Raw genomic sequence first — 13,259 nt, forward strand, 5'->3', positions numbered from 1 at the left:
CTGATTGCTGGCGGATAGCGTGAGTTGTGCCCGTTCGGGCCAAGGACCGCAACGCTGCTGAGCCGTCACGATGTTGGTGACGTTACCTGCAACTTTAGAGAGCCGGTAGAACCGCCGAATGTCCTCAGCCGTTAGTGCCTTTTCCAGTGAAATGAGTAGGTGCTTGCGTGTTGTCATTGAGGAACTGGCGCGGCGACCGCTTGTGCCGTCGGCAACGCAGGGCCTAGTGCCGCTGCCCTCCAGGAAAGCCTGCGCTGTGCGCTCTTCAACTCCCATGTCCCTGAGTGCATGCCCACCACGATGTTCAGCCGGTAGGCTGTCTCCAATGCCTTGATCATTTTCAAGTGAAGCGCTCTGGCCGTTCCGCCCACGAACAGAGTTGGCGCAAGGTGCCCCATGGCTGCATCAGCCACCTGAGGCCCGTTAGGGTACCAAGCGTGAGCAGTCACCAACATACCGATGAAGTTGACCATGAGCTCTGGAAACGGATTCATGGACTTGCACTCGTGCGCGGCAACGACTTGGCTGCTCTTGACCGAGAACAACTTCCTTTTGCCTTGGGCGAAATCCTTCAGAATCTCCGCATTGATCGTCGCATCTTTGACTAGGACAACTAGATCAGGCGTGAAGCGGATGTCTGGGTCAACGTGAGACTCGATCCGCACTTGCTGCCTGACCTCGAACTCGCCATCAGATCCAGTCAAGCGCACGAACGAAAAGTTTGCAGGATTTCCAGATGGACTGGTCAGGTATCGATACTCCCCCTCGTGGAGGTGTTCAAGCGTCGGCGTGTAGCCTTGCTTCTTATAAAAGTACAGGAGCGCTTGGAAGCAAGCTATCTCAAACGCGGCCGATAGTTGCCGCTCGGTCGCGCTTAGGACAAGCGTGTGATCCTTTGCGAACTTCGCCATCAAGTCTTTCGCAGTGGTCAGCCACGCTGGGTCGACGGGAGGAGTCGCAGCACGTTTCGGTGCCGCCTTTCTTTTCGCAAATATGGTCATTCGCCGCGCTCGCTCGGCTCGTTGGTGGCGCCGTACAGCCGGAAGACGATGTCTTCACATGTGTTGAGATTCAGATGTTCGCGCTCGAAACCGAGGCTTGACATCATCTCATTGAAGTCCTTCAAAGCGTTTAGTGTGGCACCCGAGGTCTTGCTACTGAATGACGCACTACCGTGACGAATGGCAACAGACTTGCCGAGACCTTCGGGGCCGCCACGACTTGCGCCCTGCAGTGGCCCGAGTACCTGCTGGTAGATGCTGTTCAACACAAATAGCAGCTGAAGCCGCTCTTCGCTCCAACCATTACGACGGAGAGCAAAAACACGCCTATCTTCTTTGGCAGCGAGGAACGCCAGTTCGCGCTCCATCGCTTCGATTCTCCGAAGAACGCCTTTCCGAACTGGCTCAGTAAGGGCCATAAGGACAGGATTCGCGATCGTTTTTATGTTCGGCGTCATGAGAAAGCTCAAGAGTTAACGAAGCAAGGCAGACTATCCAGTTGGAGGTAGTTCTCAATGTGAACGGCTAAGCCGCCTGCATAGCGATTGGCGCTTTCAAGCTCTGCTGCCAGATGTGTCGATACACCAGTTGGGCCACGCGAGACTTCTCGTCTGCCGTGTACGGTGGCTCAGGGAGCGAGAGATAAACTTGGTCGAGAATGAAGGTCTCCACCTCTGCCTGTGTCTGTTCCTTCTCGGTCCAGTGGTCGAGTGGTGCAATCACGGCCATCACGCCGGCCAGCAAATCGCAGCTTGCCTGCTTTATGCGCTCACGATCTGTCTTTGACAAGTCGCCGCGCTGCACGAGATCGAACAGGGCCAGTTGCTCTTCGCTGAGCCCCTCTTCCAATGCCCGCATTTGTTCAGCGTCTAGACCACTCACGAGGTCGATCAACCTAGCGAATGTGTCCTCCACCGTCGCACGGTCCTTGTCTTGGTTGTAGGCTGCAATGATTTCCTGGTACTTCTTCTCATAGTTCATCCGCAGCGGATTACGGGCCAGCATCTGCGCCAGTTTCTCTTCCACGATCTGCCGGATGTCTTCAATTACCGTGGCCTTGCGCTTGACCTTGCGAGCGAATTCGTCGCGCAGCCGCTCCATGTTGATTTTCGACAGATCCACGGTCAAACCACTGGCCTGATCACCACCTGCGCTATGCGATGCGATGGCCTGATTGACGATGCGGTGGAGCACCTTGAGCAGCTCGCTTACATCGGCGGTGTCACGTCGCTCGGTCAGTTTCTTGTAGATCGCCTCGATGTTGTCGTGGCGCTCGGCATAAGCCAGTGCGGAGGGTTCCATCAAGAGCGCCTTGAAACGATTGAACACTACACGTGACAAGATCTCATAGCGGCGTTTGGTCTCATCGCTGGTGTAGACCGCTTCTACCCCGTCGGCCAACAACTCAATGCGAGTGAAGCCTCTTGCCCCTGCCAGGCTGCTTGCATCAAATCCCAAACTGAGCAGATACGCCTCAGTGACCCCAATGGCATCCGCGAGGGCGGCTACACGTTCTTCGATCGGTGCCACGATCTCAGCCTCACCTCCACCATCACCCAAAGCGTATTGGGCCAAAGCCTCACGCAGGCTCTTGAGCATGCCGTTGTAGTCCACGATCAACCCGAAGTCCTTACCGGGGTACACCCGGTTGGCACGGGCAATGGCCTGCATCAGCGTGTGCGCCCGCATGGGTTTGTCGATGTAGAGGGTGGACAGGCATTCCACATCAAAGCCAGTGAGCCACATGGCGCATACCACCGCAACGCGGAACGGGTGCCTGGGATTCTTGAAAGCCGTTTCGGCGTCCACACGCTGACCGTCGGCTGTTTCAAACCCGAGCTTCATCACTGAGCGGTGAGGAATGATGTCAAAGCCCCACGCCTTGAAATCAGCGACTTCGTTTTGTGCCTCGCTGATGATCAGCTCGATGATGGTCCCATCCATCCACTCCGCCTTGGCGAGCAGACGGTCTCGCTGCGCATGAAGTACCTGGCGGGCCTCTTCATCACTTGCAGCGGCAACTGCGGCCAGCTTGGCTTGCGCCTCCGCGTGCATAGCTGCTGCCTTGCTCTTCCACTTCGGCCCGATCAGCTTGAGCATCCTTGCGCAAGTGATCTTGTCGATGCACACCATCATGGCCTTGCCGGCTTCCCAGCGGGTGCTGCAGTGCTCTACAAAATCGGTCGCGATGCGTTCCAGACGCTCATCGGCGGTGATCACCTCGTAGTCCTTGCCCAGCAGCTTTTCCAGCAAGGCGGTCTGGTCAGGGTCCAGGTCGGCGGCATCCACAGCGGCTGCAATGCGTTCGTTCAGATCCAGCTTGGCCAGGCCAAGCTTTTCACCTCGGTTTTCGTAAACCAGCTTTACGGTTGCTCCGTCCTCTTCGCTTCGCTTGAAGTCGTAGCGCGACACATAGTCGCCAAAGATCCGCTTGGTCAGGTGGTCGTGCTTGAACAGCGGCGTGCCGGTAAATCCGATGAAGGCCGCATTGGGCAGTGCCATGCGCATGTTGCGGGCCAGCTTGCCCGACTGCGTGCGGTGCGCCTCGTCGGACACCACGATGATGTCGTCTCGATCACTGTAGGGCTCGGTGGCATTTACTTCCTGGTTGAACTTATGAATCAGGCTGAACACATAGCGGTGATTTTCAGATAGCAACTGCTTCAAAGCAGCTCCCGACGTGGCCCGAGGCGTCTGCTCGTCAGCCACACCACAGCCAATAAAGGTCTTGTAGATCTGGCTGTCCAAATCATCTCGGTCTGTCATCAATACGAAAGTGAAGTTACCCGGCACCGTGCGCCGCACCTTTTCGGCAAAGAAGGCCATGGAATAGGACTTGCCGCTTCCTTGCGTGTGCCACACGACGCCCAAGCGTCCCAGGTCCGGGTGGACACGCTCAACGATTTCCAGGTACTTCGGTGTTGGCTCCGCCGCCAGGGGATATTCGAGCTTCAGATCGCTGCCTGCGGCTTCGTTTGCGACGTACGGGATTTCAATGGTGCGATGGGTCAGGCGCTTGTCGGATGGGAATTCCAGCTTCAAAGCCTCTTGGCGCACCACGGACGCCACAGCCTGGTTCACGCCCAGCAACTGGTGGTTGCGCGCTACCACCTTACGCACGTCGCCCGCCTTGCTGGCGTCAAACAGAATGAAGTTTTCCAGGATGTCCAAGAACCGGTCCTTGGCCAACATACCGTTGAGCAGAACTTCAGCTGCCAGGTTACCTGTATCACTTTCATCCAGGCGCTTCCATTCGCCAAAGTGTTCCCAGGTGCTGGTGATGGAACCAAACTTGGCGTTGTGCCCATTGCTTACGATCAGGAAAGCGTTGTGGTGGAAGGCATGGGCCATCACGTCTTCGTCCATGTAGTCCTTCAGGTTTCCGTCGAAGCCAGCCCGGATATTTTTGTACACCGCCTTTAGCTCAATGAAGACCAGTGGCAGGCCATTCACGAAACACACCAGATCCGCACGGCGGTTGTAGTTAGGAGTTCGCAGGCCAGTCAGCTTGAGTTCACGCACCACCAGAAAGCGGTTGTTGGCGGGGTCTCGAAAATCAATCACTGCGGCCTGCGCGTGGCTCAGCACGCCCCGTGCATTTCTGTAGCTCACCGGCACGCCGTCACGCATCAGTTTGTGAAACGCCTGGTTGTGCTGCAGCAGCGAACGGGAGAACTCGTGGTGCGTTAGCTTGGTGATCGCCTCTTCAATGGCCGGCGCAGGTAGATCAGGGTTGAGCCTGACCAGCGCGGCGCGCAGATCCCTCACCAAGACAGCATCGCGTTCATCGGTGCGCCCAAGCGTGCCGCCGGGACCAAACTTCTCTTGGTTCCACGCGTAGACGCTGTCCCAGCCCAGAACCGCTTCGAGGTGCTCGGCAAAGGTGGCCTGCACCAGGCGGTCTTCGCTGTTGATGTCGGTGTAGGCCATTGTTTCTTGTTCTCCCTGATTGGCGTCGCTGAACCTATTCGGTGGTTGTTTGCTCCGCAGCTTGCTCGGGCGTTATGGACCTCAGCTTTACATTGAGCGCTATGGCGATGGCCCGCGCTCGTTGATCGATGAAGGTGCTGTAGTCATCCGTGGAGACGCCAAATTCCTCGATGTCATCAATCAGGTGCGTCTTCAAGGCTTTGGAGATGGACTTGTTGTCTTTCGCGAAGGCCTTGATGTACTTGCTCGGGGCTTTCTTGCCGATGCGGTGCTTGTTCGAATAGCCGTCGATCAAGGTGATGTTCGCGATCAGATTCGGTTCGTGATCTGTATCCTTCCCCGCCAGGTAGGCCTTCGGGAAAAAGTGATGGTAGTTGCGGCTGGAGGCAATCTTCAAGTTGCTGTTGTCCAGGATGACCAGGCCGCTGGTATCGAACGACTTGGGCTGCTGGTACGCCAGCAGGCAGAGGATCGCTTTGCAGTAAGCGTTGCCGGCGGAGAACCATGTTTCCGCAATCGTTCCCGAGGCAACCTTGAGCTCCGCCCGGGAGTAGCTTGGCATGTCGCCCTTGACGATGCTGTCCATCTTGTTGAAGTCTTCCGCGAGCTTGGACTCGGTGGACGAGCTGTATCGCAGGTTGAGACCAACCCAGTAAAAGAACTGCTCCAGAAGGCGCACCTGCTCGTTGGTCGGCTTCTTGTTGCCCGTCTTGTTGAAGAAGTAGGTCAGCGGGACGAGCAAGGCTGGATAGGGGACCAACTGCGAAACCGGTACGCACAGCTCTGATCGGATGAAATCGATGGCGGTGAACAGGGATGCCTTCATGGGCTCCCAGTTATCGATGAACAAGTCTCGACGGATTTTGAGAATATCCCGGCTTCGTACAGCCTTCAGGATGATGGCCGCCACGCATTGCATGATGATCGACTCGGGGACCGTTTCGAACTTGGCCGCAGTGAGGCACTCCTTGTCTTCATCCGATCCGTCGCGCAGCAGCTCGAATTTCTCGGCCAGATCAAACTGCCTTGTCTCGTCATAGGTCTTGGCGACCATGATCTCGAACACCGTGAGTGCTTTGCCGCCGGTATTGATGCGGGAAAACACCTCGCACGCCACCTCAATCGGATAGTCCTTGATCGTGATGGTGGAGAAATCGTAAGTCGTGAGCTTGTTCTTGTATGCGTCGACTTGATCGGCCTGGGAAGAGCTGAGCGTCTTGTAAAACGTGCCCATCGACTTGCTCAGGACGTCGTGCACCGAGACGTAACCTTTGCCGTCCACCTTTTCTGTGACCACGATCTGCTCGTCTGTGTCTGGGTCGTAGTCCATGTTGATGAAGATATCGCGGTAGTCAACTTCTTTCCCGTCTTTGGTGATGCGGATGCCCTTGCGGATGGCGTACAAGGATGTGATGCGCTGCTGCCCGTCCAGGATGTACTGCGCGTAGTCGCCTTTCGGAGTGTCGGGCAACTTGTGGTTACCCACCTCTTTGTAGCTGCGCAGCTCCTCCTTGGTTTTCCAGAATATAAAGGTCCCGATGGGAAAGCCTTTGAGGATGGAGTCGATCAGCTTGGCCGACTGTTCTTTTTCCCAAACGAACTCGCGCTGAAACATGGGCAGCTTGATCTGCCCGCTGTCGATTTCAACAAAGAGAGCTTCATATTTCTTGTTGTGGTTGTCTGGCTGCAGCAGCACCGGTTTTTCTTGGGCTGCGGCAGGCGCGGTTTGTGTCGTGTCGTTCATTGTTTTCCCTGAGTTGATCTAGACGGCAAGTTCGCCACTCATCAAGCGTGGCAACAGGAGGTCGCGGGCTGCGCGGAGCTTTTCATTCTGTTGTGTCAGGCTCTCGACCTGATCAAATATCGGTGCAGTCGCTTCATCGAACAGATGAAGAAGCGGCACTGGTGGAACCATCAAATTGATACGTTTGAACGTGTCTACAACGATGGCGTCAAACACTGCACCCACAGCTTGTTGGCGCAGTGCGTCTACACCGGCCTCCATCGCTGAATAAACAAAGCGCTGCGACAGGTGATCCTTACCAACAAGTGCATAGCAAGACTGGCTCATGGCCATGGGGACTTGCGCCATATTTAGCTTGCCTACGGTGCCTCGAGCCGTAATAAAAACAGTATCTCGTGGATACAGTTTGCTATTGCAGTTCTGGATTCCAAGTTCGGTCACTGAGCGTTCACAGGTGGACACCCAAATTCCGTCTGTTGCGTCTTTTGGGGTGAAAAATGGAGTCTCACCGTCCCAGTAGTCAGGCATGCTCGTCTTTGGTGTTCCACCGCTCAGCACATGCATCGAATCGAACGCAGTTCGGCGCTCCCACCCTTGCGGCACGCTATCCACTATTGGAGTGTGTTCATAGCCGGGGAAGCGCAAGCGGACGAACCATTCGCGGTAGAGCAGCCGGGCCGACTCTTCGAGCAGGGACATGCGGCGGCGGTTGTTTTCGATCAGGTCGTCGTATGTGGAAAGGAGCTCTGCGATCCGCTCTTGCATGCCCAGTGGCGGGTACTCAATCTCCAACTTGGAAAGGCTTTGCTTTGGGAGATGCTTAATTGTTGCACCAGTGAAAAGGGGCGCGAAGCCGCCAGTGCGACCAGTGTGGAGAAAGAAATAAAAGAGATAGCGGTAATCAAGGCACTTGTGCGGCCGAATTCGATGCAGTGCCTTCTGAATCATTGTTCCTGGTACAGATTCTTTCCATATTGCACATCGACCAGGCTCGCCTCCTTCACACATCACAATATCGCCGAACTTCAACCCATAGCGATCCATTTCGTTGTGGGCGAATCGCATTTCCCGCAAGTTCTCCAAATCAAACTCACCCCAACGCACATTGACATTCGCTAGGTATGGAAGCAGATCGCCCTTGTTCTTCTGCTCATCCAGCATCTTGCCGAGGCATAGGTCGGCAACATCGCCTAGGCGCGACTTGGCCCACCGGGTCATACCCCCAGCGCCTCAAAGCTAGTCTGAATTTTTTGGGCCAAATCGATCGACTCGCGGTTCAGGTCGGTAAGCTCCGAGTGAATGTCGAGCAGGGTTTGCTCAAAGTCGAAGTCGTCATCTACTTCAGCCGGGGCAACGCCAACAAAACGGCCGGGAGTCAGACTCCAGTCGGCAGCTTCAATCTCTGCGCGGCTAACCACTTTGCACAGGCCCAGCACGTCTTGCATTTCAGCTTTAGGGAAGCGATCTTGTAGCCAGGCGATCTGGCGGTGCACATAGCCGCAGGCCTTGAGCTGTTCGACGGCGGCCTTGCGTTCTTCGTCAAGCTGCTTGATGAGCTTGCTGATGGCGCGGCGGTCGTAATACTCAGCGGCCTTTTCATGGCCCGCCAGCTCTTGCGCCAGTTGCGCAGCGCGGGCAGCGAGCTTGTAGAGCAGGTCCACCTGCTTGATCAAGCCGCGTGCCGATTCGGCCAAGGGGTCGAAGGTTTGGCGGGTGGCGTGTTGGGCTTTGTTGGTTTGGGGTGGCTTAGCGTTGCTCTTGCAGAAAGTCGCCAGCCCTATCACCAAGGCGGCGCGGTCGGCCACATAGGCGGTGGCAGCGCTGGTCCATTCGGCCAAGGCATCGGCCAGCCCCTGGCGCTTGTCCTGTGGCAGGGCATCGAGACCCTTCACGCTGTCCAGGAAGGGCGGAAAGGGCAATTGACTAGCGGTCAGCGTGGTCTCAAAGGCAGTAAGAGCCGAGGCAACGGTGGAGGCATCTGCGCTCAGCCGCTCGATATAGCTTTGCACCAACCCCAGGAAGCGGTCTTGTTCGCCTCGGTACAGCCACACGATGGCGGCCAGGTTCGCTTGGTGCTCTGGCGAAAAGTCGTAGATCTTGCGGGTGACTTTGCGGTAAACGTTGCGGGCGTCCAGCATCAGCACCTGGTCTTTCCGTGAGTCAGGCTTTGAGCGGTCAAAGTGCCACAGCTCACAGGGCACGGTACGGGTGTAGAAAAAGTTGGAGCGGATGGCGACCATCACGTCCACATCGCCGGTTTCCACCAGCTTGCGGCGCACCTCTTTTTCGCCATGGCCGGCGCTGCTGGCCTGGGAAGACATCACAAAGCCGGCGCGGCCCTTGGGGGACAGGTAGCTGTGAAAGTAGGAGATCCAGAGGTAGTTGCCGTTGGAGACCTGTTTGTCTTTGTTGACGCCGGGCAGGCCAAACGGCAGGCGGCGATCGGTCTTGATGGATTCGGCGTCAACCTTGTCCACGTTGAACGGCGGGTTGGCCATCATGAAATCGACGTTGCCCCACAGCGGGCGGCCGTCTTGAAGACGGTGCTTGTCTTCGTAGAAGGTGTTGGCTTCCTGAATGTCGCCTTCCAGGCCATGCACGGCCAGGTTCATCTTGGCCAGGCGGATGGTGGTAGGGGTCTTTTCCTGGCCATAGAAGGTGGCCCGCTTCATGGTCTCGAAGCCTTCGTGCTCAATGAAGTGGCTGCTCTGCACGAACATGCCGCCCGAACCGCAAGCCAGATCGGCCACCACACCATGGTCAGGCTCGATCACATTGACCAGCGTTTGCACCAGCGAGGGCGGCGTAAAGAACTCGCCATTGTCCTGGGCGCCCTGCATGGCGAACTTCATCAGGAAGTACTCGTAGATGCGGCCAAAAACATCGCCGGTAGCGGTGCGCAGGGCCTGGGAGTCAAAGCAGCGCAGCAGGTTTTCGAGAAGCTTGTTGTCGAATCGGTCGTAGTCCTTGGGCAGGCTTCCCTGCAGCGGCGGAAAGTCGGCTTCGATGGCGTTCATGGCTGCGACCAGCGCGCCGCCCAAGCTGGCGCCAGAGGGAAGGTTGAGCAGCGTGTCGTATCGCGCTGCCTCAGGCAACAACAGCGCGCGGCGCTTGATGAAATCGGCCTTGCTCAAAGGGCGCTTGGGCATGGTGCCTGCGGCCTGATCCGCTTCAATAGCTTGCAGGGCGGACTGGTAGCGGTTGGTGGCGTGACGCAGGAAGATGACACCCAGCACCGGCATCGAATACTCAGTAGCGGTGAGGTTGGAATTGGCACGGAGCTGGTCAGCGGCTTCCCAAAGACTGGTTTCTATTTTCGCGATGTTTTGTAGAGCGTTGGCGGTCATTGAGTGGGTGCTATTTTGCGAACGTGGCGGCCTTCTCGCGCGCTTTGAGCGCGATTATGAATGACGGATATCAGTACACGCCCGGCGTTCGTTGCCACTTGTTTTTCCGCGCTTTGGGACACTTTCCCATTGTTTGATCGTCTGAAAGATGCGCGCCGATTGAACCGCTGCAAGTTGCTTTGGCCCTAGCCTCGCCATGCGAGAGGATCTAGCCGTGCATAGTCGCCGCCTTGTGCACCTGACCTGCATGCGTGCTTATCAAAGCACACCCCCTGCAGCATTGCTGTCAAACAGACTCGCGTCTCTGATGTATCGGTTCAACATGGCCAGCGACTTGTGTCCTGTCTGCTGTTGAATCTTGTGTACCGCCACACCTGCCTGGATCGCGCTCGTCACCAGCCCAGATCGCAGGCTGTGCCCCGAGATGTTGTTAGCGCTCAAGCCCACCGCGCTCGCACGGGACTTCAAGATCAGTGCAATTGATTGCGCACTTAACGCACTGCTTCTGATTCTCCGGTGCCGCGTCACCGAGCGGAAAACTGGCCCCTCAACAATGCAGGCCAAACTCAGCCAGTTTTCTAGCGCTTTCACCGGGCAGGCGCTTGTCCTGCCCCACGGCACGCCGATCTTTCGGCCGGCTCCCTCTTGGTCGGTCTTGCTTGTGCGCAAATGGATCACCAAGCCCTCTCGAACAAACTCAACATCCCCGAAATCCAATGTGGCAAGCTCAGACCTCCGGAGTGCCGCGGCAAAGCCCACCAGGATCAACGCGCGATCCCGCACACCCCTTAAGCCTTCCGTCTTTTCGGTCATGGCCAAAATGTCCGCTTTGAGCAATGGGCTCACCTGACGCTGGCTGGTGCCTTTGACGCGACGCACGCCCCGCATCACCGTTCTGACCAAATCTGTCTTGGCTGGGTCGGCATGGCCTTGGCTGACATGGGCACGGCCGATGCCCACCACGCGCCGAGTGATGGTGTGAGCCGATGCCGTGTCGGCTCGGTCTGCGATGTACGCGGCCAAGGTTTCCGGACCGCACGGAATGACACCACCCCAAGCCAGAAAATCCCGCAAGTCCTGCTGGTAGGCACGCCTCGTGTTGTCCGCAATGGCGGCGGTCAGGTACTGACTCACCGACGGAGGGGTGGGCGACGCTCCGGCTGCAATTGATTGCACTGCGGCCACTGCAATCGATTGCGTCCCACACATGCCAGACGGCAGTGCGTTCAGGGAAGGCTCAACTACCGATAACTGGGTATTACCGCTACTTACCTTGGGCAAAGGTCTATCCATGATGCGACCCCCATCGCAGCGAGCCGTTAGTGGCCGAGGGACCGAATTTAGGACGTGATGCCATCGGCAGAGTTGGGTACACGTTTTGCCAGTAGTCGGCCCCCATCACGACCTCCTGCTTTCTCTCGCCCATTGCAGGGCGACCCCACTCTATCCAACACCGTCTTGGCTTCGGACCGATGGTCAGGCAAAACACGTTGCTGCGCTTCCAGGTCATGCACAGATCTACATCCAAATGGTGCATGACCCAATGACCAAACGCCCGTTTGCCAACGTAGCCGTCTTCCACGCAGAAGGGCAGGATGTCCACCCGGGCATATACCTCATTGCCAAACGTTCCTCGGTCCCAATGGTGAGGACTGCTGGAATTGCAACGGAAAGATTTGGAGACTTTCGCTAAATCCAAGTCCATGGATTCACGCGATTGGTAGCCGTAGGTGACAGCGAACCGTCCGAACTCAGCCAGAATAGGCTCTAACAAGCGATCACATAACACTTGACCTGCCTTGATGGCTTCCGCAAGATCATCAGGAAAATTACTTAAACCCTGCGCCGCTGATGAGGCACAAAACAGAAAATCACGCAAAATGAAGTTTTTAGACAGACGAGTCTTTGCAACTCGATCTATGAAACCTGCATTCGGCGACTTCTTGAAAGACTTTAATCTGTGCTCGTCAAAAGCCAACGAATCATCGCTTGTTTTTGTGGTTTGCGGCGTGGTCGTTTTCATTGACTATTATACCTAATAGCAGGCGTTTTATCAATAAAACTCGAATATTTCGCCTCTCACTAGATCTTTGATCCAGGATATGTATTTGGGCAAAAGCAGCTCAAGCTCTGGCACTGAAAGATGCAATCGATTGCACTAGAGTTCAGCACAAGTTTGTCACTAGGACCTAGGATAAGGAGACCCCCGCCCGTCTGCAACTGATTGCAGATTGGATCACGGAACGATAGCTGCAAACGCAGCAGGCCACCCAGCCCAGGTCTTTGAGGAGTCCCACCAATCCACGCTGGCATCGTCAAGCCGAGTCTTGTAGAGCTTTCTGTTCTGTTTGCTACACGCACCTAGAGCCTGTGCGGTACCGACACAGCGGCACTGCTCGACAAAAGCAAGCCAAGCCTCCTCTTGTGAGGTACTCAGTAGCTTTTGAACCGAGAGTATCCTCAAACCATGGAAGGGATTTTCCAATCCCTCTAAGAGCTCATAGGGGCTCATGCCGGTTTTTCGGAGTCTGACCTCTACTCTTATTAGCTTCTCAAAGTTTGATCCACTTTGCTCTTCGACCAACTGCTTAGCCTTGTCGTACACACAAAACCTTCTCACACTTGCGACAGAACCAAGGTTGGTTGATCCTTTTTCGCCATCCTTTTTACCAAAATAAATTTTAGAAAGTTTTACATTGGGATGGTACGGAAAGAATTCAGGGTAGGCTTTGTTAACGAAATCCTTGGCAATCTCCAAATAGCTCACTCGAGATTGAAAAAGGAGCTTCTCATAGGCCCATTCCGAGAGTAAAACATTCAATATATGTTTAAAGTTTTCGAACTCTTCTTGCTTGAATTTGGTGAGATACAGGACTAACTTGAAATACAAGTGCTTGGATTTCGTGCTTCCTGCAATTATTTCTGCAGTTTTTCTATCCGGCGACTGCGAAAAATCCAACTGCGTATAGTAATCCTTCTTAATTAGTTTGATCTTTCCTGTAGGAAATATGTCCTCTTGAAGACTTAGTATTTCATACAACTGAGAAATGAGGAGGCCAAAAAGTGTTTTGCTAGGAACAGCCACTGTGACGTGGATCCGATCTATTACCAAAGGTAGAGACACAGACACTACATGCACTCCTTTGCAGTTCATCAAACCCGCTTACTAGTAACGGGTTCATATGTGTTCAACGACCAATCGGAAGACCGCCTCGAAGACATTGCAACCGGAAGACA

General features: G+C 55.5%; 9 protein-coding genes. All 9 read right to left on the minus strand.

Annotation, left to right across the window (positions count from 1 at the left end):
* Window positions 1-173: 173 nt before the first annotated feature.
* The 9 genes from QUV25_RS01305 to QUV25_RS01345 all read right to left on the minus strand — a co-directional run bounded on the left by QUV25_RS01305 (window position 174) and on the right by QUV25_RS01345 (window position 13,152).
* Complete coding sequence (locus tag QUV25_RS01305; protein ID WP_300860731.1) at window positions 174-1,001, minus strand: hypothetical protein; 828 nt, start codon at window positions 999-1,001, stop codon at window positions 174-176.
* Entirely contained in the window at window positions 998-1,459 is a 462-nt protein-coding gene (locus tag QUV25_RS01310; protein WP_300860732.1) for a hypothetical protein, read from the minus strand. The genes QUV25_RS01305 and QUV25_RS01310 overlap by 4 nt, the downstream gene beginning before the upstream one ends.
* Window positions 1,460-1,526: 67 nt before the next feature.
* On the minus strand, window positions 1,527-4,931 hold the full coding sequence (locus QUV25_RS01315; RefSeq protein ID WP_300860733.1) for a type I restriction endonuclease subunit R: 3,405 nt from the start codon (window positions 4,929-4,931) through the stop codon (window positions 1,527-1,529).
* A gap of 34 nt (window positions 4,932-4,965) precedes the next feature.
* Window positions 4,966-6,675 (minus strand): DUF262 domain-containing protein, encoded by a 1,710-nt coding sequence (locus QUV25_RS01320; protein ID WP_300860734.1) that lies wholly within the window; start codon window positions 6,673-6,675, stop codon window positions 4,966-4,968.
* Between the two features lie 18 nt (window positions 6,676-6,693).
* Complete coding sequence (locus QUV25_RS01325) at window positions 6,694-7,893, minus strand: restriction endonuclease subunit S (RefSeq protein WP_300860735.1); 1,200 nt, start codon at window positions 7,891-7,893, stop codon at window positions 6,694-6,696.
* On the minus strand, window positions 7,890-10,022 hold the full coding sequence (locus QUV25_RS01330) for a class I SAM-dependent DNA methyltransferase (protein WP_300860736.1): 2,133 nt from the start codon (window positions 10,020-10,022) through the stop codon (window positions 7,890-7,892). The genes QUV25_RS01325 and QUV25_RS01330 overlap by 4 nt, the downstream gene beginning before the upstream one ends.
* A gap of 258 nt (window positions 10,023-10,280) precedes the next feature.
* Window positions 10,281-11,156, minus strand: a complete 876-nt coding sequence (locus QUV25_RS01335; RefSeq protein WP_300860737.1) for a site-specific integrase — start codon at window positions 11,154-11,156, stop codon at window positions 10,281-10,283.
* A gap of 151 nt (window positions 11,157-11,307) precedes the next feature.
* Window positions 11,308-12,045, minus strand: a complete 738-nt coding sequence (locus tag QUV25_RS01340; RefSeq protein ID WP_300860738.1) for a hypothetical protein — start codon at window positions 12,043-12,045, stop codon at window positions 11,308-11,310.
* A gap of 213 nt (window positions 12,046-12,258) precedes the next feature.
* Window positions 12,259-13,152, minus strand: coding sequence for a hypothetical protein (locus tag QUV25_RS01345; RefSeq protein WP_300860739.1), 894 nt, complete (start codon window positions 13,150-13,152; stop codon window positions 12,259-12,261).
* Between the last annotated feature and the right edge of the window lie 107 nt (window positions 13,153-13,259).

The sequence above is a fragment of the Hydrogenophaga sp. genome (assembly GCF_030373245.1).
In the GTDB taxonomy this organism is placed as follows: Bacteria; Pseudomonadota; Gammaproteobacteria; order Burkholderiales; family Burkholderiaceae_C; genus Hydrogenophaga.

Excerpts from the sequence above, each read along its gene's own strand:
- QUV25_RS01315 (WP_300860733.1), bottom strand. The coding sequence starts at position 4,931 with ATGGCCTACACCGACATCAACAGCGAAGACCGCCTGGTGCAGGCCACC.
- QUV25_RS01325 (WP_300860735.1), bottom strand. The coding sequence starts at position 7,893 with ATGACCCGGTGGGCCAAGTCGCGCCTAGGCGATGTTGCCGACCTATGC.
- QUV25_RS01310 (WP_300860732.1), bottom strand. The coding sequence starts at position 1,459 with ATGACGCCGAACATAAAAACGATCGCGAATCCTGTCCTTATGGCCCTT.
- QUV25_RS01320 (WP_300860734.1), bottom strand. The coding sequence starts at position 6,675 with ATGAACGACACGACACAAACCGCGCCTGCCGCAGCCCAAGAAAAACCG.
- QUV25_RS01340 (WP_300860738.1), bottom strand. The coding sequence starts at position 12,045 with ATGAAAACGACCACGCCGCAAACCACAAAAACAAGCGATGATTCGTTG.
- QUV25_RS01330 (WP_300860736.1), bottom strand. The coding sequence starts at position 10,022 with ATGACCGCCAACGCTCTACAAAACATCGCGAAAATAGAAACCAGTCTT.
- QUV25_RS01305 (WP_300860731.1), bottom strand. The coding sequence starts at position 1,001 with ATGACCATATTTGCGAAAAGAAAGGCGGCACCGAAACGTGCTGCGACT.